Origin of the sequence: Faecalibacterium sp. 9, from assembly GCF_048320955.1 — a bacterium.
Taxonomy (GTDB): Bacteria; Bacillota; Clostridia; order Oscillospirales; family Ruminococcaceae; genus Faecalibacterium; species Faecalibacterium wellingii.
This window is the reverse complement of the sequence record NZ_JBLWGB010000001.1, coordinates 572,841-596,310: the sequence shown is the minus strand read 5'-3', so window position 1 is coordinate 596,310 and position 23,470 is coordinate 572,841. Positions and strand designations below refer to the sequence as shown.

Sequence of the window (23,470 nt, the reverse complement as noted above, 5' to 3'; positions counted from 1 at the left end):
ATCTATTTTTGCTATAATCATATCGAGCCATAGAAAGCCCACCGATATAAAAGAAAGGCTTTCTATAAAAACTTTCAAAAAAGTCTTGATCTTTTTAACGAAAAATTGTATACTTATTACTAAGTATATCACAAAATGAGGTGTTATGAAAGTGTCAGCAAATAGCGATATCCGTGTTGTCGAGCTATTTGCCGGCGTTGGCGGTTTCCGCGTTGGATTAGAGCGTTGTTCCGAAAGATTCAAAACGATTTGGGCAAACCAATGGGAACCCGGCCAAGCTGGTCAATGGGCTTATAAGTGCTACAGCAAGAACTTTGGCGAAGATTCCCACTGTGTGAACGCAGACATCGCCACTGTTATCGATCAAGTGCCGCCGCACGACCTTCTGGTGGGCGGTTTTCCATGTCAGGACTATTCCGTTGCCAGCACAGGTGCCAAAGGCATCGAAGGCAAAAAAGGCGTCCTCTGGTGGTCTATCTATCAAATCATCCAGAAGAATCATCCGAACTATGTCCTGCTGGAAAACGTAGATCGTCTGCTGAAGTCTCCTGCATCCCAGCGTGGCCGTGATTTCGGCATCATCCTGAAATGCCTACAGGAAGAAGGCTATGGCATCGAATGGCGTGTGATCAATGCCGCAGACTATGGCTGCGTCCAGCGCAGACGGCGCACCTTCATCTTTGCATTCAAGAACACCACCAAGCAATATGAGCGTATGACCTCGTGTTTCTCTGCGGACACAAAGGACGGTCGTGTCTGGCTGATGCAGGAGGGCTTCTTTGCCCATGCATTCCCGGTGCATTCTGAGGTCGCAGACCCTAAGAAAGTGACCACCGTCGATTTCAATGAATATACCGACACCGTTGACGTAACGAACCGTTTCAGAGCCGCTTTCTACAACAGCGGTGTGCTGTGCAACGGTAAGATCTTCTCTCTGGAAGCCGTTCCGAACGGTAAGGAACCGATGCTGCTCGGCGATATCGTTGTCAACGGCGATATCGACAAAAGCTTCTTCATCGAGGATGAGGATCTGGAAAAGTGGAAGTACATGAAGGGTGCCAAGACCATCGAGCGCACTTCCAAGACCGGCTACTCCTACACCTTTTCCGAAGGTCCCATTGCGTTCCCAGACCCTCTCGACCGTCCCGGTCGTACGATGCTCACCAGTGAGGGCACCAAGAACCGCAGCTCCCATGCGATCATCGACCCTAAAACAGGGAAGTTACGCATCCTGCTGCCGGAGGAGTGCGAACGCATGAACGGTTTCCCGACGGGCTGGACCGACACTGGGATGCCGAAGCGTCAGCGTTACTTCATCATGGGCAATGCCCTTGTCGTTCCGCTCATCACCCAAATGGGCAAGCAATTACTGGATATCTTATAACAAAAAACCAAGGCTGCTTAGTCAGCCTTGGTTTTTATGCTTTTTCGCCACGATCAAGAGGTGCCCTATCATGGAGAATATCCGTGTTGTTGAGCTTTTCGCCGGGGTCGGCGGCTTTCGCCTTGGGCTGGAGCAGGCTTCCTCCTGCTTTCAGACTGTCTGGGCGAATCAGTGGGAACCATCCATGCGTTCCCAATTTGCTTTCGAGTGCTACGAACGGCATTTCGGGCATCGCACAGAACACGTTTGTCAGGACATCGTGACCGCCAAAGGAAACATTCCTCCACACGACCTTTTGGTCGGTGGCTTTCCCTGTCAGGATTACTCCATCGCCAAAAAGGGCGCACGAGGGATAGAAGGGAAGAAGGGCGTTCTTTGGTGGGAGATCAACGCTATCCTACGGGCACACAAGCCTCGCTATGTCCTTTTGGAAAACGTAGACCGGCTCATCAAATCTCCGGCATGGCAAAAAGGGCGTGATTTTTCCATCATCCTGCGGTGCTTCTATGAAGCAGGCTATGCCGTTGAATGGCGGGTGATAAATGCCGCCGACTATGGCGAAGCACAGCGCAGGCGGCGCACCTTTCTCTTTGCCTTCCGAAACGATACCGCCCTGTTCCGAAAAGCGGCGGAGCTCATCTGTGTGGAGGGTCTGAAGGGTGCCCATCAGTTGCTCCTGCAGGACGGCTTCTTTGCCCCCATCTTTCCCTTGTATGGCTTTGAACGGAAATACAGCGAGGGATGGCTCGATGAGTTTCGCTACCTCGATCTGAAGGATCTGTCTGCCGCACAATCCTGCCACTTCTATGCCTCCGGGCTTATGGTCAACGGCCGCTTCTATTCCGTCGAGAGTATCCCTCTTCAATTCCCATATAAGCCGCTCCGCTCCGTGTTGGAGACCACCCCACTTGCAGAGCGATATTTCCTCTCTGCTGCCGACATCGACCACTGGCGGTATCTCAAGGGCGCAAAGCAGGAGACCCACCACCGCAGGAACGGTTCTACTTATTTCTTTTCGGAAGGCTCTATGGCATTCCCCGATCGTTCCGACCTTCCTGCCCGCACGATGCTCACCAGCGAAGGCTCCGTTTCCCGCAGCACCCATGTAGTCGCAGACCCACGGACCCAACGTCTGCGTACGCTAACGCCCATCGAATGCGAACGACTCAACGGCTTCCCGGATGATTGGACAGCCGGGATGCCGGAACGACTGCGCTATTTCACCATGGGGAATGCGCTCGTCGTTCCGCTGGTCAAGGCCATGGGCAAGCGGATCAGCGCACTGGCCGAGGACGAGCAGTGCAGTTGATGGGCGTTTCTCTTGGGTTTCCAAAGGGGCCGCAGCACCCCTTTGGCACACGACTTTGCCCGCAAAGTCTAGTGTGTTACACCTTGGTTCCGGCTGACGCGGAAAAGGGGCTGCGAGAGGTTCCGGCAAGCACCTGTTCTGTGGCAGAAGGATGCGCGGATGGGCGTGGCAGTTGACGGTCTTTGCCCACCCAGCGCAGGCTTGCAGAGGAACCAATGGTGTACGTTCTCCCGCCCTGTATTAGTAGCACTCTTTGTCGTTTCTTCGAAGAATATTTCTTGCAAAGGCTATGCATCCCATAGTTTTTGTAGTATTATTTTTTCATAGCCCATCCACCCCATCAAAACGACAAGGAGGCGACTCGTGTTATGATCTATCGGAACGACCCCTATCTTGATGCCCAGTTCCAAAAAGCGGTTCAAGCCGCCCACGACCAAGACTGGGATACCTTTGAGCGTTCTTCGTTCTACGATGCTCGAATGATGGAAGATCTGCTATATGTTTGCGAGGATTTTATGCCGTTGGAGGCCAAGTGCCGTTTTGCCTTGGAGCATTACGACAACCACGGCGACCATTCTCCCATTATTCGGAAATACGTTCGCCGGGCAAGGATCATCCGCCCTGAAAATTGGCGCGATGCCCTGCCGGAAAGCGTACGCGATCTCGATACTTTTACGATCTACCGTGGCTCTAGCAGCGACATCAGCCGCGCGCCTCTCTCGCTCTCGTGGTCACTCTCTTACGATGTTGCAGAGTGGTTCGCACGTCGTAATAATTTCCTTTACCAACTGCCTGTCCATGTTTATCAGGCCACAATCAAAGCCGATAAAATCATCGCGTATCTGAATTACCGCAACGAGTTCGAAGTTCTGCAGTATCGCAACATCAAGGATGTGCAGGAGATCACACCCTTGCGAGGGTACAGTTCTCTATACAACGCATTCTTGAAATCGCAGAGTACTCCCGGCAGTGACGCAGACGCAGGCGACCGTTACTTCAATGAATGGTATCAGGCGCAGGGCAAATGATCAGCGTCTGTGCTTGCCCCGGTTGCCTGCAAGTGTCCCCGGTTTCAGCATTGCCGTTTTATAAAGAATCTTCTTTATCAGCTTTCTTTCATCTTCTGTCAGCTTATCGTAGTTGATGCCGATTGCCTTCAATGCCGTTCGGATCTTCTTTTCATCCGCAGACCCTTCAAGTTTCTGTGCATCCTCCAGTTCCTTCATCAGGTTATCGACCATCGCACCATCCGAAGTGGTCTTGTCCTTGCGGTGTTCCGTCTTGATGTTTTTCAGGATAGCCACCAGCTCATCATACAAAACCCTGCCAAAGTACTCATCTTCATCAATCTGCCCCAACTTCAAGGTGCTCATGTACAGATCGTTTTCATCTGCTGCATACTTCTTTTTCAGCATTTGCCGGGTCGCTTCCAGACCGGCATTGAGGTTTTGAATGTTTGCGCTGACATGTCCATCCACATAGATTTCCAGATCGGTCATGAACCGCTGGAAATTCTCATGCACGATCAGCTCGCACAGCAGCCGATGATTGAATTTTCCATTCCTTAATACGTCCACTGCGCCATCGCTCAGATGCAAGTCCGAAAGGACTGCATCTGGGCGTTTTTTGTTTTCCGTCACACCCAGCAGGTAATCCGTGGTCACGCCATAGAACTCAGCCAGTGTTGTCACCGCATAAATGCTGAGGTCGGTCACATCGTCGCTCTCATATTTCGACAATGCCGATTTGGACAGACCCGTCTGCTCTGCCAGCGTTTCCAGCTTCAGACTCCGCTCCACACGCAGGTCTTTGAGCCGTTCTCCCAGTGTCAGCTTGATGTTCATGGTCGCACCTCCGATGTTTTTTGCACAGTATACCACTTCCGGCGGTTCCTGTCCATAAGCGTGGAATTTTGCAGTTTCTGCACCTGTTTTCCGACATTATGGATATACGGCACAGCAGCCATGGAGGTGCTATCCTATAGACAGAAGGAAAACATATCACTCCCCAGCAGCGAACATATTAAGGGCTTCCCGTAAAAGCCCTCCCGAATCATATAACCGAACCTTGACAACAGAATGACCGTCCGAACTGCCCAGACCGCCAAGACCTCCCATCGGGGGAGCGAGCGCCCTGCATAGGGCCGACACAGAGTCCAAAAAGATTTCCTGTCGGGAGGCAGCAAGGGAGACCGGCTTCACCGAAGTTCCCATTTGGGGGACCCCGGTGACTTTGAACGTGGCAGGGATCAAAACGATCCGTGCCAAAACCTTTGACCAAAGGAGAAATTTTGAGTTTATATCAAAAGATCAAGTCCGCCATCACCGTTCGGCAGGTGGGAGAGATGTACGGCATGAAGCCCGACCGCCATGGCATGGTGTGCTGTCCGTTCCATTCTGACAGCGACCCCAGCATGAAGCTGAACGACACCTATTATTACTGTTTTGGCTGTGGGGCCAATGGAGATGCCATCGACCTCACCGCCAAGCTGTTTGACCTGAACCCCTGGCAAGCCGCCGAGAAGCTCGCAAGTGACTTCGGGCTTGACCCGGACAAGCCGCCCGCCAATGCCATCGCCCTGCCGCCGCCCAAGCGTGGCCTGACGGACGAGCAGTGGGCAGACATCGCCTACTGCCTGCGGGTGCTGACCGATTATCTCGACCTGCTGCACGACTGGCGAGAGCGTTACAAGCCCGCCAGCCCGGAAGAACCGCTGGACGAGCGGTTCGTGGAAGCCCTCCACATGACCGAGACCATCGAGCACCTGACGGACTGCGTTGCATTTGGGACGCCCCAGCAGAAGGCCGCTGCCGCCGCACAGCTGCTGTCCGGGTCGTACCTGCTGATGCTGGAGGAGCGCACCGACCGCCTTGCTCTGGCGAAGTGCGCCTGATAATTTATTCACCTGAAGTGGTAGGTCTCACCGTGAGACCCGCCACTTCACTTTTCTAAAGGAGAGCCACCCTATGAAGAAAAACATTTCCCGCAACCCCTTATGGCCGGACTGGTACAACGGCAAGAAGATCGATGAAGTCCAGTTTGGCCGTGCCTTTCTGGAACAGTGGCCGCTGAAATGCGTCAACGGCACACTGTACACGCTGGACGGCCCGGTAGAGGACGAAAGCGAGATCAAGCAGCGCATCTTGGAGAACATCGAGGAATATGTCACCTCCGGCCTGTCCAAAAAGGTCACCAACATTCTGGAGACCATCAAGCTGCTGGCTTTTTCCGACCCGTTCCCCATCGAACAGGACTGCATCCACCTCCAGAACGGCGTGTACCATCTGCCGGACGGCTCTTTTCAGGAGAGCCGCCTGTTCTGCCAGAACCACCTGCCTGTGAGGTATGACCCCAAAGCCGCCAGCCCTGACCGCTGGCTGACCTTTCTGCACGAGCTGCTGGACGATGCCGACATCCCCACCTTGCAGGAGTATCTGGGCTACTGCCTGATCCCCAGCACCAAGGGACAGAAGATGATGCTCATTGTCGGCAAGGGCGGCGAGGGCAAGTCCCGCATCGGGCTGGTGCTGAAACGGCTCATGGGAGATGCCGCCAGCAACGGCAGCGTCCAGAAAGTGGAGAACAACCGTTTTGCCCGCGCCGATCTGGAACGCCGCCTGCTGATGATCGATGATGATATGGATATGAACGCCCTGCCCAAGACGAATTATATCAAGACCATCGTGACCGCCGAGGCCAAGCTGGACTTGGAGCGCAAGGGTGTCCAGAGCTACCAGCGGGACATCTACGCCCGGTTCCTCTGCTTCGGCAACGGTGCGCTGACCTCGCTGTACGACCATTCGGACGGTTTCTTTCGCCGCCAGCTTATCCTGACCACTAAGGACAAGCCTGCCGACCGCACGGATGACCCCTTCCTTGTGGAGAAGATGTGCGCCGAGTTGGAGGGCATCCTGCTCTGGTGTCTGGAAGGGCTGCATCGGCTGGTGCAGAACGATTTCCGTTTCACGGTCAGCGAACGAGCCGCTGCCAACGTGGACACCATCAAGCGCAGCAGCAACAATGTCATCGACTTCATGGAGTCCGAGGGCTATTTCCGCTTCAAGGCGGACTACTCCATCAGCTCCAAGGATTTCTACGACATTTACAAGCAGTGGTGCGAGGACAACGCCTGCCACAGCGTATCGGCGATTCGTTTCAGCGCAGAACTGCGACAGAACGACCGCCGCTATAACCTTGAAGCCACCAACAACATCTATCTGCCCGGTGGCCGCAGGGTGCGGGGTTTTGTAGGCATCGAGCCGCTTGTCCACCCCTGCCCGTAAAAAGTGCATTTTTCACAGAAGAAGTTCGTACAACCTGTACGGTCTGTACTTGTACGCATCTGTACGGCGAATTAAAGCGTTTTAAAACGTGTTATCGTTTATATTTCGCATTTCCGTACGTCGTACGAACCGTACAGGTTATTTGAAGTCCGTACAGATTTTTTGTACACCCCAAGAAGGAGCGTGATCTATGAAAGCCCAATACGGCATTTTAAGGTTCAAAAAGTACAAGGGGCCTGCCATCAGCCCCATCGAAGCCCACAACGAGCGCACCAAGGAGCAGTACGCCAGCAACCCGGATATCGACACGGACCGGAGCCGCTACAACCTCCATCTGGTGCAGCCGCAGGGCAGGTACCGGGAAGAAGCCGACCGTATGATAGCTGCCGCCCACTGCCGTGTCCGCAAGGACAGCGTGCGGGTGGTGGAAGCTCTCGTCACCGCCAGCCCGGAGTTTTTCAAGGATAAGACCAACCGGGAGATCAGGGCGTACTTTGCGTACGCCCTGAAATTTTTGGAGGGCAGACAGTGCCCGGATACCTTCCTCTCTGCTGTTGTCCACATGGACGAGAAAACGCCCCACCTGCACCTCTGCTTCGTGCCCCTGACTGCTGACGGACGGCTGAGCGCCAAGGAGATCATCGGCAACCGCAAGAACCTTGTGAAGTGGCAGGACGAGTTCTGGCAGCACATGGTCAAGCAGTACCCGGAGCTGGAACGGGGTGAAAACGCCAGCCAGACCGGGCGGGAGCACATCCAGCCCCGCATCTTCAAGGAGATGACCCAGCTGACCAAGCAGAAGGAGCAGTTGGATGCCCTGCTGGTGGGTATCAACCCCTTCAACGGCAAGAGCCGTGCGGCGGAGATCAGCAAGGTGCTGGACAGCTATATCCCGGCAGTGTCCAAAATGCGCACCGAACTGAACCGCTATCAGGTCGCCTTTACGGAGACCGCCGCCGAAAACGAAAAACTGAAAGAGAAGAACAAGACGCTCTCCGCCTCGCTGGACAAAGCGAAGGAAGGGAGCGTCTTGAAGCGTCTGGAGGATGCCAAGCTGCGGCAGGACTATGAAGCCGCCCTGAAAACGCTGGACAGCATCCCGCCGGAGGTCATTCGATTCTATGAGAACCGCACGCAGGAGCCTGCGATGCGCCACGATAAGTAAGGAGCAATGCCTATGTGTAATAAAATGTACGAGCATGTGAAATCTTCTGATTATACGAAAAAGTTCTTGCAGTCGGACTCTGATCCGGCTACAATGGAGGTGGTCACTCGAACCAATGCCGTTAAGTCTCCGACCAACAGCCCTGAGACCACTAAGCTGGTGTACACGGTAAAGGAGGTCGCGCAGATGCTGGCCATCAGCCAGCGTGCCGCCTACAACCTGTGCAACAGCACCACCGAGTTCCGTGTCCTGCGGGCAGGCGGAAGCATCCGCATCCCGAAAGACAGCTTCGATGCGTGGCTCTACCGGGCAGCTTGATAAGGAGGCAAATCTATGGCATATATCACGAAACGCGGCAGTTCTTACAGCGTCCGCTACACCTATCAGGACGAGCACGGCAAGAGCTGCGACAAATGGGAGAGCTTTCCCACCAAAGAGGAGGCGGTGAAACGCCAGAAGCAGATCGAGCATGAACTGGCGACCGGCAATTTCCTGATCCCGTCCACCGTGACGGTGGCAGAGTTCCTCATGGACTGGCTACCCAAGCAGTGCAGCAAGCACAAGTGGGCACCCAAGACCTACCAGTCCAATCTGGCCCTCATCCAGAATCTCATCATCCCCTATATCGGGGAGATGCAGATGCAGAAGCTGCGTCCCTACCACATCGAAGCCCTGTACGACACCCTGAGCAAGACCCCCTGCGGTCAGTATGTGGGCGGCAAGCGGCGAGACCTCTCGCCCAAGCAGCAAAAGCGCACCCTCTCCGGCACTACCCTCCATGAGGTCCACCAACTGCTGCACAATTCCTTTCTGCTGGCGGTGGAGTGGGGCATCCTCATCAAAAGCCCCGTCCCGGTGGAAGCGCCCAAAAAGACCACCCAAGAGCGCAGCATCTGGGAGGTGGAGGAGATGCGGGCAGCGCTGGACAGCATGGAGGACCCCATCCTGCATCTGGCGGTGCACCTGACGCTGGTGGGTGCGCTGCGGGAAGGGGAGGTGGCAGGTCTGACCCCGGAGGACATCGACTTTGATGCTGCCAACGGCATGGGCACCTTCACCGTCAACCGTTCCATGCAGCGGGTGCAGAAGGACACGCTGGCGCAGGTGGACAAGGGCTGCATCCTCCGTATCTTCCCGGACAAGCTGGAGGGCAGCAAGACCTCCCTTATCCTGAAGGACACAAAGACGGAAGCCTCCTGCCGCACCATCTTTATGACCGCTGCCTTGCGGGAGGAGCTGAAGCAGTGGCTGGAACGGCTGAAACGGGAAGAAACCCTCGACCCGGAACGATACCGCAACAGCGGGATGCTGCTGCGGCTCCCCAACGGTCTGGCGGTAGAGCCGGTGCTCATCCGCAAGAAGTTCCTGAAATGGCAGGACACACACCCGGAGTTTCCTCGCATCGTGTTCCACGGTCTGCGCCATTCCAGTGCCACCTACCAGTTAATGATCTCCGGCGGCGACATCAAGGCGGTGCAGGGGACCACTGGTCACGCCAGTGCGGATATGCTGGTGAACACCTACGCCCATATCCAGCAGTCCTCCCGTGTAGAGCTGGGCAAGAAGTTTGAAAGCGGCTTCTATGCCAAGCCCGACACCTCCAGCCCGCAGGCTGTACCCGCCGCAGGCGAACCTACCATCTCCATGACGGCTCTTTTGGAATTGCTGAAGGATGCCGACCCGGAAATGAAGGCAAAACTCCGCTTAGCACTGCTCACCTGATGCAAAAAAGGGCACTGATTGCAAAGCAATACAGCGCCCTACATAATCGGACATGGAAAACACCGACCGTGCAAAAACCGTGCAGAAATCGTGCAGCCATGGCTTACAAAACAAAAAAGCCATGAAATCTTTCGATTTCACGGCATTTTCTGGTGCGATGGAAGGGACTCGAACCCCCGGCCTACTGATTCGTAGTCAGTCACTCTATCCAGCTGAGCTACCAACGCATACGTTCCGTCCGGAACAAGATGTATTTTATCACTCGGTCATGGTTTTGTCAACACTTTTTTGCAATTATTTTTATTCTTTTTGACCACGATCGTTTTTCACGCGTGTGCACGGCATTTTTCACAGGCTTCCTTTTGCGTCCATCGCCGCGCTTTCTGCCCGCCGCCTGCACAGCAGGGCTCCGTTTCGGTATTTTTGTTCTGTTCCTCTTATATGGGCATCCTGCGGCAGACGCTTTGCGCCCGCAGGGTCTGCGCACTTTTCCGGCAAAAAGCCGTTCAAAGCGCAAAACCAGCATTTTTTATGATTTTTCTTGTATCGCTTTTGTCATTCTTGTGTTATAATAACCTTACTATATGTTTTAATCTGTGTCCGTGCAGGGGTACAGGAACTTTGCGGCGGGCGTCGATCAGGCGCCGGGCCGCCGGGTTTTCTCTGCAGCGAGACACCACGGAGGGTAGATCCTATGAAACTGGTAAGCGTGGAAACTCCTGAAAAGAGTGTCTGCAAAATGACCTTCAGCGCCAGCCCGGAAGAGCTGGAAGCTGCATCCAATGCCGTTTATGAGCGCACCCGCGCCTCTTATACGATCCGGGGCTTCAAAAAGGGCGAAGCTGACCGTGCACAGATCGAGGCTGATCGCGGCGAACACACCTTCTGGTACGACGCCATCAACGATCTGATGGACAAGGACGTGCCCGCACTGTACGATGCTGCGATGGCAGAGCACGGCTTTGTGGCTGTTGCCGATCCCGTATACGATCTGGTGAGCGTGAAAAAGGACGAGGGCTTTGTGGCCACTGCCACGGTTGCTCTGCAGCCTGAACTGAATCTGACCAAGACCACCGGTTTTGTGTCTGAGTGCGTTACCCCTGAGGTGTCCGACAAGGAGATCGACAATGTGCTGGAGCGCCACCGCGCGGCTGCCGCAGAGCTGGTGCCTCACAAGGGCCCTGCCGTGAAGGGCAACATCGTACATATCGATTACGAGGGCCTGCTGGAGGGCAAGCCCTTCCAGGGCGGCACCGCACAGAATCAGGCCGTTCAGCTGGGCAGCGGCCGCATGATCCCTGGCTTTGAGGAGGGCATTCTGGGCCACAAGGCAGGCGAGGAGTTCGAGATCTTTGTTACCTTCCCCAACCGCTACCACGCAAAGGATCTGGCCGGCAAGCCGGTGGTGTTCAAGGTCAAGCTGATCGACGTCTGCGTGCGCCAGATCCCGGCCCTGAACAGCGATTTTGCCAAGAAGGTGGCCAATCTGGACACCATGGACCAGCTGCGTGCGCAGGTCCGCCAGCAGCTGCACGACGGCAAGCATGCCGCTGCGCTGAACCGCGCCAAGGATCAGATCCTGACCCAGCTGGCCGATGCTTCCGAGGGCGAACTGCCCAGCGTGCTGGTGGAGACCACTTACCAGCAGCAGATGGAGCAGATCCAGCAGCAGCTGCAGATGCAGCGCCTGAGTCTGGACCGCTACCTGAGCCAGATCCACGAGACCCGCGAGAGCTTTACCGCCAAGGTCCGTTCTTCTGCCGAAAAGACCTCCCGCGTGCACATGGCTCTGCTGCAGATCGCACAGCAGGAGAACCTGCTGCCCACCGAGGAAGAGATCGAAAAGACTCTGGCCGAACGTGCAGAGCGCTCCAAAAAGACGCTGGACGAGGTCAAGGCCAACTCCAACATCCCTGCCATGCGCCGCAACGAGGGCATCCGCAAGGCTGCCGACTGGGTGATCGAGCACTCCACCATCGAGGACAAGGCAGAGAGCAAGTAAGCGCTGACGATCTGGAATGCGCGCCGCTTCGCTCTGCGCATATTCAGCGGAAAAATCATTTATAACAGAGCAATGCCGGGCGGTCTGCGGACCGCCCGGCATTGCGTTTTCACGGGAAAGGTCGTGGAGGAAAACAGCATTTGCTGGTCAGGACGAACTCCTTCCGTCAAACCCTGCGGGTTTGCCACCTTCCTCAATGAGGGAGGCTCTGGCGAAACCGAAAGTTTTGCACCTGAGCCGGAAGCTTTTCCGACGCGAAAGGCTCCCTCTTTGAGGGGGCTGTCGCCGTAGGCGACTGGGGGAGTTTTTCAAGTCAAGAGGTTGAAGCCCATGATGACCACGCCCAGCACCACCAGCACGACGCCGGTGGCGCGGTTCAGGGTCTTAGGTTCAGCCTTATTGGCAAACACCGCCGCAATGCGTGCCCACAGCAGGGTGAACACCACGCACAGGATCCACACCAGCCAGTCGGGCGTGCCGCCGATCATGAAGTGGGAGACCGCACCGGTCAGGGCCGTGAAGGTCATGATGAACACGCTGGTGCCCACGGCGGTCTTCAGCTCGTAACCCAGCACGCTGGTGAGGATGAGCAGCATCATCATGCCGCCGCCCGCGCCGATAAAGCCGCAGATGAAACCGATGAGCATTCCGCACACCACCGACTGGACCGCACGCTTTTTTGCGCTGACGCCCTGCATGGCTTCCTTGGTGGTCATTACCGGGCGCACAATAAACTTGACGCCCAGCAGGAAGGTCATGAACACCGAGAAGCCGCCCATGGTGGCAGAGGGTACTCTGCTGGCCACCCAGCTGCCCACCACCGTGAACACCAGCACGCTGGCCATCATGATCAGGCCGTTTTTGAGATCCAGATTCTTGTTTTTGTGGTAGGTATAGGCGGACACCGCGCTGGCCAGCACATCTGACGACAGGGCAATGCCCACCGCCATATAGGGGTCCATGTGCAGGAAGGTGATGAGCATGGGGCTGATGACCGCCGCCGCGCTCATACCGGCAAAGCCGGTGCCAAGGCCGGCCCCCATGCCGGCAAAAAAGGTGACAAGAACCGTAAACAACACGCTCATTTTATGCGTTCTCCTTTAAGATTTCGTCCAGATTTTTCCCGATCAGCTCCATGGTCCGGAAAAAGACCTCCTGATCGGCTGGCTCCACATGGTCCAGCAGGCGCTTGAAAAAGGCGTTCTGCACGGCACGGCCCCGGCGGATGATCGGGTCTGCCTTGCCGGTGCAGAGCAGCTTTGTTTTGCGGCGGTCGCTGGCCACGGCATAGCGTTCCAGATAGCCCTCCTGCACCAGCTTGTCCACATTCATGGAGACGAGGTTCGCCTTGATATGCCGCACCTCCACGATGTCCCGGGCCGTTTTATAGTCCGGGTTGTTGGCGAGAAACAACAGGATATCCAGCGCCGTCTGCGACAGGCCAAGCTCCTGACACAGCGGCTTGCAGACGGCATTGTACGCCTGCGCGGTCTTGATGGAAAATTCGATATTCGGGTTCACAGCAGGTCTATCCTTTCATCTTTGAATGATTCATTTTTGAAGTATTATAGTGCAGAAGAGGGGAGATGTCAAGAGAAAAAGAGAACCAGCGCGGCAGCCGCTGTTTTCCTCCACGACCCCACCCGTGAAAATGCAATGCCGGGCGGTCCGCAGACCGCCCGGCATTGCTCTATTATAAGTATAAGTAATTTTTCCGCTGAATATGCGCAGAGCAGCGCGGAGCGCATTCCAATCGTTTTTCTCAGAACAGCGCCACTGCCGCCAGACGCACCAGCAAAGCACACAGCCATGCCACGGCGCACTGGTTCACCACCATGATGCCCGCCCACTTGTTGCCCAGCTCCCGCTTGACCGAGGCCACCGCCGCGATGCAGGGGGTGTACAGCAGGCAGAACACCAGCAGGGGAGCCGCCTGCGCCGGGGTGAGGGCCGCCGACAGGGCAGCTTCGGAGCCAAAGAGGATGAGCAGCGAGGACACCACGCTCTCCTTTGCCATAAAGCCGGTGATGAGGGCGGTGGAGATGCGCCAGTCCGCAAAGCCCAAAGGCCCGAACAGCGGGGCGATGTCGCCCGCAATGCGGGCAAGGATGCTGGCCTGCGGGTCGGCGGTCAGCCGCAGCTGCAGGTCAAAGTTCTGCAAAAACCAGATGACGATGGTAGCGGCAAAGATCACCGTGAAGGCCTTCTGCAAGAAGTCCCGGGCCTTTTCCCACAGCAGCTGTGCCACGTTCTTCAGGCCGGGCAGGCGGTAGTTGGGCAGCTCCATGACAAAGGGCACCGCCTCACCCTTGAACACCGTGCTCTTGAGCAGCAGTGCCGCCAGCACGCCCACCGCGATGCCGGTAAAGTACAGCAGCACCATCACAAGGCCTGCATACTGCGGGAAGAAGGCCGCCGCAAACAGGCTGTAGATGGGCAGCTTTGCCGAGCAGCTCATGAACGGGGTGAGCAGGATGGTCATTTTGCGGTCCCGCTCCGAGGGCAGAGTGCGGCTTGCCATGACGCCGGGCACCGTGCAGCCAAAGCCGATGAGCATGGGCACGATGCTGCGGCCCGAAAGGCCGATGCGGCGCAGCAGCTTATCCATCACAAAAGCCACGCGGGCCATGTAACCGGTATCCTCCAGCATGGAGAGGAAGAAGAACAGCACCACGATGATGGGCAGAAAGCTCAGCACGCTGCCCACGCCGGTAAAGACGCCGTCGATGAGCAGGGAGTGCACCGCCGCGTTGACGTTCCAGTTGGTAAGCGCCGTGTCCACGATGCCGGTCAGGGCGTTAATGCCCGTTTCCATCAGGTTCTGGAAGAACAGGCCGATGACATTGAAGGTGAGGAAGAACACCAGACCCATGATGGCGATGAAGGCCGGGATGGCGGTGTACTTGCCGGTGAGGAATTTGTCGATGCGGTTGGAGCGCAGCTGCTCTTTGCTTTCGTGGGGCTTGACCACCGTCTTGGCCACCAGCTCCTGAATGAAGGAGAACCGCATATCCGCAATGGCGGCGGCGCGGTCCAGCCCGCGCTCCTGCTCCATCTGCACGATGATATGCTCGATCATCTCTTTTTCGTTCTGATCCAGCTTCAGGGCTTCCTCAATGCGCTGGTCGCCCTCCACCAGCTTGGTGGCGGCAAACCGCACCGGAATGCCCGCCGCCTTAGCGTGGTCCTCGATCAGGTGGATGATGCCGTGGATGCAGCGGTGCACCGCGCCGCCGTGGTCGTCCTCACTGCAGAAATCCATGCGGCCGGGCCGCTCCTGATACTTTGCCACATGAACGGCATGGTCTACCAGCTCATCCACGCCCTCATTCTTGGCAGCAGAGATGGGGATGACCGGGATGCCCAGCATGGCCTCCATCTTGTTGATGCGCACCGTGCCGCCGTTGCCGCGCACCTCGTCCATCATGTTCAGCGCTAGCACCATGGGGGTGTCCAGCTCCATGAGCTGCATGGTCAGGTAGAGGTTGCGCTCGATGTTGGTGGCATCCACGATGTTGATGATGCCGGTGGGCTTTTCACCGATGATGAACTGCCGGGTGACGATCTCCTCGCTGGAATAGGGGGACATGGAGTAGATGCCCGGCAGGTCGGTGACTTCGGTCTCCGGGTGGTCCTTGATGGCACCGCTCTTGCGGTCCACCGTCACGCCCGGGAAGTTGCCCACATGCTGGTTGGAGCCGGTGAGCTGGTTGAACAGGGTGGTCTTGCCGCAGTTCTGGTTGCCCGCCAGCGCAAAGGTGAGGGTCTTGCCCTCGGGCAGGGGATTCTCCCCCTTTTTGATGTGGTATTTGCCGCCCTCGCCAAGGCCGGGGTGATCCACCATTTTATCATCTGCCGGAGCCGCCGATATTGCCGGGGCCTTTTCGGTGGGGGTGATGCCGATCTGCGCGGCATCGTCCAGCCGGAGGGTCAGCTCGTAGCCATGGATGCGCAGCTCCATGGGGTCGCCCATAGGAGCCAGCTTGACCAGCGTGACCTCTGCCCCCGGGATCAGGCCCATATCCAGAAAATGCTGGCGCAGTGCGCCGCTGCCGCCGACGGTATCCACAACAGCGCTTTTTCCGATCTGCAATTCTTTTAATGTCATAAGATCGACCTTCTCATTTTATCCACTATCAACGTGTGTTAGTTTGTGTTAACAATAGTAATATAGGCCAACTTTGCGCGGTTGTCAATAGAGAATATGGGGGAGATGCCTGCAAATCGAACCCTCTCAGTCATCGCTGCGCGATGCCAGCTCCCCCGAGGGGGGAGCTTCTTGGCTTCTTCCGGTCAGCACAAATAAAGCTCCCCCTTCGGGGGAGCTGGCGAACAAAGTGAGCCTGAGAGGGTTCATCCTTTGGCATAACGGTACAGTTTCCGGCCAAAGCGCAAAGCTTGCGGTTTTGACTGAGGGAGCTCACGCAAAAAAGCCGTGCACCCTCTTTTTCAGAGAATGCACGGCTTTGGAGGTTTATGCGTTTACTTCACGGTGTGGTAGCCATCGGGGTTGTTCTTCTGCCAGTTCCAGCTGTCAGCGCACATCTCCTCAATGCCGTACTGAGCCACCCAGCCCAGCTCACGCTTGGCCTTGGAGGGGTCCGCATAGCACTCGGCAATGTCGCCGGGACGGCGCGGGTCGATCACATAGGGGATCTCCTTGCCGCAGGCCTTGGAGAAGGCGTGGATCACGTCCAGCACGCTGTAGCCCTTACCGGTGCCCAGATTGCAGATGAACAGGCCGCAGTTCGTTTCCAGTTTCCGGATGGCGCAGACATGGCCGCGGGCCAGATCCACCACATGGATGTAATCGCGCACGCCGGTGCCGTCCGGGGTGGGGTAGTCGTTGCCAAAGACATGCACCTTTTCCAGCTTGCCCACAGCCACCTTGGCGATGTAGGGCATCAGGTTGTTGGGGATGCCGTTGGGGTCCTCGCCGATGAGGCCGGACTTATGGGCACCAATGGGGTTGAAGTAGCGCAGCAGGGCCACGTTCAGGCTGGGGTCAGCCTTGCAGACATCGGTCAGGATGCGCTCAGTGAAGGCCTTGGTGGTGCCGTAGGGGTTGGTGGTGGCACCCACGGGGAAGTCCTCGGTGATGGGCACGCTGGCGGGGTCGCCGTAAACGGTGGCGGAGGAGCTGAACACGAAGTTGTGGCAGTTGTGCTTCCGCATCACGTCCAGAATGACCAGCGTGCAGTTGAGATTGTTATAGTAGTATTCGATGGGCTTGGACACGCTCTCGCCCACAGCCTTGTAGGCCGCAAACTGGATGACTGCGGTGATGTCCGGGCATTCAGAGAAGATCTTCTCCACATCCTCGTGCCGGGTCATATCTGCGTTGTAAAAGCGGAAGTCCTTGCCGGTGATCTGCTTGACGCGGTCCAGCACCACCGGGGAAGCGTTGTAGTAGTTATCTGCCACGACCACGTCGTAGCCGGCGTTCAGAAGCTCGATGCAGGTGTGGCTGCCGATATAACCGGCACCGCCGGAAACCAAAATTGCCATAGTCCAGTACCTCTCTCACTCATTCACATTACAGTTGACGCCGGGGTTTCCGGCTCTGCCTAAAGAATACCTCTTTTGCGGTGCAGAATCAAGGGATGTGTTTTCTATTTGGATGCATTTTTGTTGCTTATTTGTTTTAGAGTTTTTGATTCAAAAGCGTTTTTTAGCATTCTGTCATGGATAAAAGGCACGGTTTGTGCAAAACATAGAAATGGGGAGAGAAAACCCTCTCAGTCACGGCTTACGCCGTGCCATCGGGAGCAGACTGAGAGGGTTGTCGCCGTAGGCGACTGGGGGAGTTTTCCTCCTGCCACGCAAAAAACGCCTGCCGGAGCAGACGTTTTTGTGTGGTGCATCATTTTTAAAGTTTCCCGCACTGCTTGCCGGTGAAGAACCGCAGGGTGGTGGTGGCACGGAACACCTTGCCCGCCCGCAGTACAGTGGTGGGAAACTCCGGGTGCGAGGGGCTGCAGGGATAGTGCTGGGTCTCCAATGCAAAGCCGCCGTACTTCTGCATGGGCACGCCGCCCTTGCCGGGGGTGGGGCAGTCCTGCAGGAAGTTGCCGGTGTACAGCTGGATGCCGGGCTGGGTGGTGTACAGCTTCATGCTGATGCCGGTCTTTTCGCTGGTGGCCCATGCACAGATGCTCTGGCTGGAACCCCGGGCGCGGTCGATGACAAAGCAGTGGTCGTAACCGCCGCCCACCATGGTGGTCTGGGCAAAGCCGGTGTCGATGTCCCGGCCGATGAGCTTGCCCTCGGTAAAGTCCATGGGCGTATCCGCCACCGGCAGGATGGCACCGGTGGGGCAGGTCTGGTTGTTGCCCTCCAGATAGTTGGAGGCATAGATGCGCAGCTTCTGGCCCAGAACATCCCCCTCACCGTTCAGGTTGAAGTAGCTGTGGTTGGTCAGGTTCACGATGGTGTCCGCATCGGAGGACACCCGGTAATCCATGCGGAAGGTATTGTCCTCCGTAAGGGTGTAGCGCACCGCCAGCTTCAGGTTTCCCGGGAAACCGTCCTCACCGTCCGGGCTCTCGGCCTCCATCAGCAGGGTGTCGCCGAAGGCCTTCACCCGGTACAGCTTGCGGGAGAAGCAGCCGTGCAGGTGGTTGGGGCCGTTGTTTGCTTCCAGCTGGTAAGTCTTGCCGCCCACGCTGAACACCGCGTTCTCGATGCGGTTGGCATAGCGGCCTACGAATGCACCGCAGCAGGTGCTGCCGGAGGACGTGAAGTCATCCTCATAATCTGCCATGGTGTCATGGCCCAGAACGACATCCACAGGGCCGTTTTTGGCCGGAACGATGATGTTTTTAATGATGCATCCGTAATCCAGGACGCTCACGGTCAAGCCGCCGGGGTTGGAAAGGATGTACTCTGTAACATTTGCGCCCTGTCTGGTCACACCGAAGGGCTTAGAGCGGATCTGTGCCATTGGGCATTCGCCTCCTCAGATTTTACTTGGAGATACAGTCAGACAGACTTCCACTGTATTCTAGCTTATTTATGATTATATCACAGTTTTACATCTTTGTGGGGAACGAATTTTAGAATTTGAATCCAATTTTTCAGGCTATTTTTTGTTGAAATTATTCAGTTGGCGGGGTATGCAGCACATGCCGTTTGCCGTTACGGCCTTTCCCGTGAAAACGCAATGCCGGGCGGTCCGCAGACCGCCCGGCATTGCTCTATTATAAATAACTCTTCCGCTGAATATGCCCAGAGCAAAGCGGAGGGCATTCTGAATCGTCATGCTGTCGTCAGGCTTCCGGCTGTGCGGTGCCCGCAGACTTCTGCGCCGCAATGAACTCTGCCGCATCGTCCGGGATATCGTCCAGATCATCGTCGCTGCCGACATCCACATTGAGCGGCGGCTTCTTGAACATCACGTCATACAGCACCGGCACGATATACAGGGTCATCAGGGTGGCATAGCTCAGGCCGCAGATAATGACGATGGCCATGCCGCTCATGAGCTGGCTTGCCATATCGCCGCTGAACACCAGCTGCAGCATGGCCAGCACGGTGGTCAGAGTGGTCATGAGGATGGGGCGCATACGGGTCCTGCCGGTGGCCACCAGCGCGGCGCGGCGCTCCATGCCGCCCAGACGCAGCTGGTTTGCATAGTCCACGAACACGATGCCGTTGTTGACAACGGTGCCCATCAGCACGATGAAGCCCATCAGGGAGATCATGGTCAGCTGCTGACCGGTGATCAGCAGGCCCAGCAGGCCGCCGGTAAAGGCCAGCGGCACCGTGAACAGCACGATGAAGGGGGACAGCAGGCTCTGGAACTGTGCCACCATGACAAGGTACACAAAGGGCAGGGCCAGCGCCATCCACTGTACCATTTCGTTCACCATATAATCGGTGCTCTCGGTCTCGCCGCCCAGCGTGATGCTGCAGCCCTCCGGCATTTCGCCGCTGGCTGCGTACTCGTCCAGCTTCTTCTGCAGCACGCGGGACTGCACCATGGTGTTGTAGCCCTTCAGCGTATCTGCCGTCACGGTGACATACTCGGTCTGGTTCTCGCTGGTGATGGCATCCGGCGCGGTGCCGGTGGACCAGCTGGCGATGTCGTTCAGGGTGCAGGTACCTGTGGTCACAGTGCCGTCTGCCGACATTTCGGTGGTCTCAAAGGTGAGCTCCATCATATTTTCCTTGGTGACGGGGTCCAGATTGTTGGTGATCTGCACATCCATGGTGGTGCCGTTCACCGTGACGGGGGTCTGGGCGGTGGCGGTGGTGGTCAGCTTGGCTGCGATCTGCTGGTACACCTGCGCCACGGTCAGGCCGTAGGCACGCACCTTGTCGCGGTCCACCTTCAGGATGATGGTGGCATCGCCGCTGCCAAGGCCGTTGTCCGCGTTGGCAAAGCCCTCGGTGTCGTTCACCATCTCCACCACCTTTTCGGAGACGGCGGTCAGGGTCTCGGCATCCGCGCCATAGACCTTGACCGACAAGCCGGTCGCCAGCTGGCTGGTCAGATCGTCGGTCATGCCGTACAGCTTGACCTCGGCGGTGCAGTTCTCGATCTGGGACACTGCATCCTCCATGGCCTGCCGGGTCTTTTCCACCTCACGGGAGGAAAGGCTCTCGTTCATCATGACATTGATCTTGTATCTGCCGTAGGCATTGGCGGCATTCAGGATATCGGTGATGGCGGTGGGCAGGCCCAGCTGGCTGATGTCCAGACCCGCCATGCTGGTATCGGTGGTGATGCCCACCTCTTCCACGTTTTCCACATTCAGGGCCGCCTCTGCCACCTGACCCGCAATGGCATAGGATTCCTCCTTGGTCAGGCCGTCGGCGGTGGACAGGGTGATCTGCGCCTCGTTGCTGGTGATGCTGGGCAGCAACTCCACGCCCATGTTCAGCACCTGCCAGCCGCTGAACACCAGCAGCACCACCGCCGCGATCAGGGGCAGGGCACGGTGCTGCAGGCACCATTCCAGACTATGGGCGTACTTTTCCTGCACCTTTTCAAACCAGACAAGGCGCTTGGGCTCGGCCTTTTTCAGCACGGTGGAGGCTGCCGCCGGGACCACCGTGAGCGCCACGATGAGGGAAGCCATCAGGCAGTAGCCGATGCACAGGGACATGGGCATCATCAGGCTGCGCACGAGGCTGGCCGAGAACACCACCGGCAGGAACACGCACACCGAGGTGAGGGTGGAGGCCACCACCGACATGCCCACCTGCCTTGTGCCCTGCACGGCAGCGCGGGCCGCAGGCACGCCGCGGCTGCGCAGGCGGTAGATGTTTTCAATGACGACCACCGAGTTGTCCACCAGCATACCAATGCCAAGGGACAGGCCGGCCAGAGTCATCACGTTCAGGTCCAGACCCGTAAAGTACATGAGCACCACCGCAAACAGCACGGACAGCGGGATGCTGATGCCGACCACAAGGGTGGGCTTGACGTCCTTGAGGAAGATGGCCAGCACGATGATGGCCAGCGCGGCACCCACCACCATGCTGGTGAGGATGCTCTGGATGACGATGGTGATGTAGTTGCCCTGATTGGACAGCACCACCATGTGCAGGCCGTCGTACCGGCTCTCCATCTGTTCAAAGGCGGTCAGGCAGTTGTCGGAGACCTCGCCCGCACTGGAGGTCGCATTTTTATAAATTTTGAGGATGGATGCCTTTTCGCCGTTCAGGCGGGTGTAGCTGTCTGCAGAGTTGTCGATGACCTCCACATCCGCCACATCGGAAAGGCGCACGTCACCGTAGCCCTCCACATGCAGCAGCAGAGCACCGCTGATGTCCTCCACGCTGTCGTACTCTTCGCCCACCTTCAGCAGCCAGGACTCGCCGTCCTTGTCCGGCACATAACCGGCCGGCATGGAGAAGTTCTGTGCATAGATGAGCTGGGCCAGCGTGTCGATGTCCAGCTGCTTTGCCACATCGGCCTGTGCCAGCGCACTGGTCTTGGCCGTCTCGTACTCTTCCTTGGCGGCCTCCAGCTGCTTTTCGTACTCGTTCAGCATTTCACGCGCTTCGGTGAACTGCATATAGGCATTGAGCTGCTGCTGAGAGAAGCTGCCCAGTGCGCCGGAGAACTCGCTCATCAGCTGCGGCACATTGTCCATGGCCTTGATGGTGCTTTCCAGCGCGTTGTAGACCACATTCAGGCTTTCCTGCAGCTGCATCTCATTGGCAAGATCTTCCGCCGTGCTGCCCTCGGTGCCGGTCTCGGTGTTCATGCGCTCCTGCAGCTTCTGCAGTGCGCCGGTGAGCTTATCCGTGATGGTGCGCAGCTCTGCCACGATATCGATGAGGGAATCGATGTCCCGCATACCGGTCTCGTTGAACTTGTCCAGCACCTTCTGCAGGCCGTCGCGCACCTCGATCAGGGCCTGCTGGATCTCGGGCTCCTTGACCACAGCGATCAGGTCATTGACGCTTTCCAGCAGGGCCTGCGCCTGCGCACGCACCGTTTCCACTGCGGCACCCACCTCGGTGCTCATCTGGCTCATGACCGAGTTGGACACCGTATTGCCAAAGTTTTTCAGCTGCTTTTCGTACTCTTTACGGCCTGCGGTGATCTGCGCCTCGGCAGCATCCAGCTGCCCACGGGCCGCCGCCAGCTGGGTGTCGATGAGCTCCAGCAGCTTTGCATTGATATCGTTGATCTTATCCTGATTCAGCTGCACCTGAACCATCTTATCCACCAGACCGCTGGAGGAAACGCTGGAAACACCGCCCCTGCGCTGGAGCTCCGGCACCAGCGTTTTCTGGATGAACTCCGAAAGCTCGTACTGGTCCGCGCCTTCGCGGCTGACAGCCACCGTCATAAAGGCGTTCATGTTCAGGCTGTACTCAATGACAGAGGGGGTCAGGCAGGTGCTCGGCAGGTCGCTTTTGGCCTGATCCAGCTTGTTGGACACCTTGACCATCGCGCTGTTCATGTCGGTATCGTCCACAAATTTCATCAGCAGCAGGCTGTAGTTTTCTGCCGATGTTGCGGTGATATCGGACACGCCCGGCACGGTGAGCGCATTTTCCAGAACATCGGAGACCTCACTCTCCACACGCTCCGGGCTTGCGCCGGGATACACGGTGACCACCATCAGATACGGCGTACTGACGTTGGGCAGAAGGTTCGTATCCATCTTTGTGACTGCCACAAAGCCCAGGATCAGAACCATAACGACTGCCACCAGCACCGTAAATGGTTTTTTAACACTGAATTTTTCCATTTTTCCCTACCATTTCTCTGCCGTGCCGCAAAGCAGGGCAGCCGCTTTCTTTCCAGAAAGGCCACACTTCAACATTTTTATTATACACACAAGCCCCCGCCTTGCAAGGGCAGGGGAGGATTCTTTTGTGATTCTTTAGATTCTTTCGCAGGATTTTAACAATTACCGTTCCGTTTTTCCATTTTCCGGCAGCGGATGCGACCAAATTCGGTCTGTCTCCCCCGATTGATACGCCTCAGCCGGGCAGATTGTTGCACCCCGCAGAAATTTTCTGCAGGGCGCACGGCAGCAGCTTTTTGTTTTTTGCGTGGAAATGTGCATTTGAATATGTTATACTAAGATGCAGAATGGATCAGCAGGCCCTTTTTCGGGCCTTATCCTATAGATTCGAC

Annotated in this window: 17 protein-coding genes and 1 tRNA gene; 10 read left to right on the top strand and 8 right to left on the bottom strand. The window is 56.9% G+C overall.

What is annotated here, in order from left to right; genetic code table 11:
- The first annotated feature begins 145 nt into the window (after positions 1–145).
- The 3 genes from dcm (ACKXF9_RS02760) to ACKXF9_RS02750 all read left to right on the top strand — a co-directional run bounded on the left by dcm (ACKXF9_RS02760) (position 146) and on the right by ACKXF9_RS02750 (position 3,721).
- Positions 146–1,384, top strand: a complete 1,239-nt coding sequence (gene dcm, locus ACKXF9_RS02760) for a DNA (cytosine-5-)-methyltransferase (RefSeq protein ID WP_208936266.1) — start codon at positions 146–148, stop codon at positions 1,382–1,384.
- Positions 1,385–1,454: 70 nt separating this feature from the next.
- Entirely contained in the window at positions 1,455–2,693 is a 1,239-nt protein-coding gene (gene dcm, locus ACKXF9_RS02755; protein ID WP_418265229.1) for a DNA (cytosine-5-)-methyltransferase, read from the top strand.
- 368 nt (positions 2,694–3,061) lie between these two features.
- Positions 3,062–3,721 (top strand): hypothetical protein, encoded by a 660-nt coding sequence (locus tag ACKXF9_RS02750; protein WP_418265228.1) that lies wholly within the window; start codon positions 3,062–3,064, stop codon positions 3,719–3,721.
- Here ACKXF9_RS02750 and ACKXF9_RS02745 read toward each other — a convergent pair whose 3' ends face one another.
- On the bottom strand, positions 3,722–4,537 hold the full coding sequence (locus ACKXF9_RS02745; RefSeq protein WP_418265227.1) for a helix-turn-helix domain-containing protein: 816 nt from the start codon (positions 4,535–4,537) through the stop codon (positions 3,722–3,724). It lies immediately after the preceding gene.
- A 446-nt stretch (positions 4,538–4,983) separates the two neighbouring features.
- Here ACKXF9_RS02745 and ACKXF9_RS02740 point away from each other — a divergent pair, with 446 nt between their 5' ends.
- The 5 genes from ACKXF9_RS02740 to ACKXF9_RS02720 all read left to right on the top strand — a co-directional run bounded on the left by ACKXF9_RS02740 (position 4,984) and on the right by ACKXF9_RS02720 (position 9,863).
- Entirely contained in the window at positions 4,984–5,586 is a 603-nt protein-coding gene (locus ACKXF9_RS02740) for a CHC2 zinc finger domain-containing protein (RefSeq protein WP_418265226.1), read from the top strand.
- Positions 5,587–5,659: 73 nt separating this feature from the next.
- Complete coding sequence (locus ACKXF9_RS02735) at positions 5,660–6,976, top strand: DNA primase family protein (RefSeq protein WP_418265225.1); 1,317 nt, start codon at positions 5,660–5,662, stop codon at positions 6,974–6,976.
- Positions 6,977–7,166: 190 nt separating this feature from the next.
- Positions 7,167–8,141: a MobV family relaxase gene (gene mobV / locus ACKXF9_RS02730; RefSeq protein ID WP_418265224.1), complete on the top strand. Its 975-nt coding sequence runs from the start codon at positions 7,167–7,169 to the stop codon at positions 8,139–8,141.
- Positions 8,142–8,165: 24 nt separating this feature from the next.
- Positions 8,166–8,459 (top strand): helix-turn-helix domain-containing protein, encoded by a 294-nt coding sequence (locus tag ACKXF9_RS02725; RefSeq protein WP_081028473.1) that lies wholly within the window; start codon positions 8,166–8,168, stop codon positions 8,457–8,459.
- Between the two features lie 15 nt (positions 8,460–8,474).
- Entirely contained in the window at positions 8,475–9,863 is a 1,389-nt protein-coding gene (locus ACKXF9_RS02720; protein WP_418265223.1) for a site-specific integrase, read from the top strand.
- Positions 9,864–10,013: 150 nt separating this feature from the next.
- Here the strand turns inward: ACKXF9_RS02720 and ACKXF9_RS02715 are convergent.
- Positions 10,014–10,090 (bottom strand) — tRNA-Arg (locus ACKXF9_RS02715).
- 21 nt (positions 10,091–10,111) lie between these two features.
- Between ACKXF9_RS02715 and ACKXF9_RS02710 the strand changes: the two genes are divergently transcribed.
- A complete protein-coding gene (locus ACKXF9_RS02710; RefSeq protein WP_348584182.1) occupies positions 10,112–10,435 on the top strand; it encodes a hypothetical protein in 324 nt (107 codons plus the stop codon).
- Positions 10,436–10,557: 122 nt separating this feature from the next.
- Positions 10,558–11,865 carry a trigger factor gene (gene tig / locus ACKXF9_RS02705; RefSeq protein WP_418265222.1) on the top strand — a complete coding sequence of 436 codons (1,308 nt, stop codon included), beginning with the start codon at positions 10,558–10,560 and terminating at the stop codon, positions 11,863–11,865.
- 308 nt (positions 11,866–12,173) lie between these two features.
- Here tig and ACKXF9_RS02700 read toward each other — a convergent pair whose 3' ends face one another.
- From ACKXF9_RS02700 to ACKXF9_RS02675, 6 genes are all read right to left on the bottom strand, one after another.
- Complete coding sequence (locus ACKXF9_RS02700; protein WP_249237675.1) at positions 12,174–12,950, bottom strand: sulfite exporter TauE/SafE family protein; 777 nt, start codon at positions 12,948–12,950, stop codon at positions 12,174–12,176.
- Position 12,951: 1 nt separating this feature from the next.
- Positions 12,952–13,386: a MarR family transcriptional regulator gene (locus tag ACKXF9_RS02695; protein WP_339394474.1), complete on the bottom strand. Its 435-nt coding sequence runs from the start codon at positions 13,384–13,386 to the stop codon at positions 12,952–12,954.
- 241 nt (positions 13,387–13,627) lie between these two features.
- Positions 13,628–15,973, bottom strand: a complete 2,346-nt coding sequence (gene feoB / locus ACKXF9_RS02690) for a ferrous iron transport protein B (RefSeq protein WP_418265221.1) — start codon at positions 15,971–15,973, stop codon at positions 13,628–13,630.
- A gap of 374 nt (positions 15,974–16,347) precedes the next feature.
- A complete protein-coding gene (galE, locus tag ACKXF9_RS02685) occupies positions 16,348–17,373 on the bottom strand; it encodes a UDP-glucose 4-epimerase GalE (RefSeq protein WP_339394472.1) in 1,026 nt (341 codons plus the stop codon).
- A gap of 361 nt (positions 17,374–17,734) precedes the next feature.
- Entirely contained in the window at positions 17,735–18,808 is a 1,074-nt protein-coding gene (locus ACKXF9_RS02680; RefSeq protein ID WP_348584179.1) for an aldose epimerase family protein, read from the bottom strand.
- Positions 18,809–19,133: 325 nt separating this feature from the next.
- Entirely contained in the window at positions 19,134–23,078 is a 3,945-nt protein-coding gene (locus tag ACKXF9_RS02675; RefSeq protein ID WP_418265220.1) for an efflux RND transporter permease subunit, read from the bottom strand.
- Positions 23,079–23,470: the final 392 nt, after the last annotated feature.

Excerpts from the sequence above, each read along its gene's own strand:
- feoB (WP_418265221.1), bottom strand. The coding sequence starts at position 15,973 with ATGACATTAAAAGAATTGCAGATCGGAAAAAGCGCTGTTGTGGATACC.
- ACKXF9_RS02720 (WP_418265223.1), top strand. The coding sequence starts at position 8,475 with ATGGCATATATCACGAAACGCGGCAGTTCTTACAGCGTCCGCTACACC.
- ACKXF9_RS02735 (WP_418265225.1), top strand. The coding sequence starts at position 5,660 with ATGAAGAAAAACATTTCCCGCAACCCCTTATGGCCGGACTGGTACAAC.
- ACKXF9_RS02710 (WP_348584182.1), top strand. The coding sequence starts at position 10,112 with ATGTATTTTATCACTCGGTCATGGTTTTGTCAACACTTTTTTGCAATT.
- ACKXF9_RS02680 (WP_348584179.1), bottom strand. The coding sequence starts at position 18,808 with ATGGCACAGATCCGCTCTAAGCCCTTCGGTGTGACCAGACAGGGCGCA.
- mobV (WP_418265224.1), top strand. The coding sequence starts at position 7,167 with ATGAAAGCCCAATACGGCATTTTAAGGTTCAAAAAGTACAAGGGGCCT.
- ACKXF9_RS02750 (WP_418265228.1), top strand. The coding sequence starts at position 3,062 with ATGATCTATCGGAACGACCCCTATCTTGATGCCCAGTTCCAAAAAGCG.
- ACKXF9_RS02675 (WP_418265220.1), bottom strand. The coding sequence starts at position 23,078 with ATGGAAAAATTCAGTGTTAAAAAACCATTTACGGTGCTGGTGGCAGTC.
- ACKXF9_RS02725 (WP_081028473.1), top strand. The coding sequence starts at position 8,166 with ATGTACGAGCATGTGAAATCTTCTGATTATACGAAAAAGTTCTTGCAG.
- dcm (WP_418265229.1), top strand. The coding sequence starts at position 1,455 with ATGGAGAATATCCGTGTTGTTGAGCTTTTCGCCGGGGTCGGCGGCTTT.
- tig (WP_418265222.1), top strand. The coding sequence starts at position 10,558 with ATGAAACTGGTAAGCGTGGAAACTCCTGAAAAGAGTGTCTGCAAAATG.
- ACKXF9_RS02700 (WP_249237675.1), bottom strand. The coding sequence starts at position 12,950 with ATGAGCGTGTTGTTTACGGTTCTTGTCACCTTTTTTGCCGGCATGGGG.
- galE (WP_339394472.1), bottom strand. The coding sequence starts at position 17,373 with ATGGCAATTTTGGTTTCCGGCGGTGCCGGTTATATCGGCAGCCACACC.
- ACKXF9_RS02745 (WP_418265227.1), bottom strand. The coding sequence starts at position 4,537 with ATGAACATCAAGCTGACACTGGGAGAACGGCTCAAAGACCTGCGTGTG.
- dcm (WP_208936266.1), top strand. The coding sequence starts at position 146 with ATGAAAGTGTCAGCAAATAGCGATATCCGTGTTGTCGAGCTATTTGCC.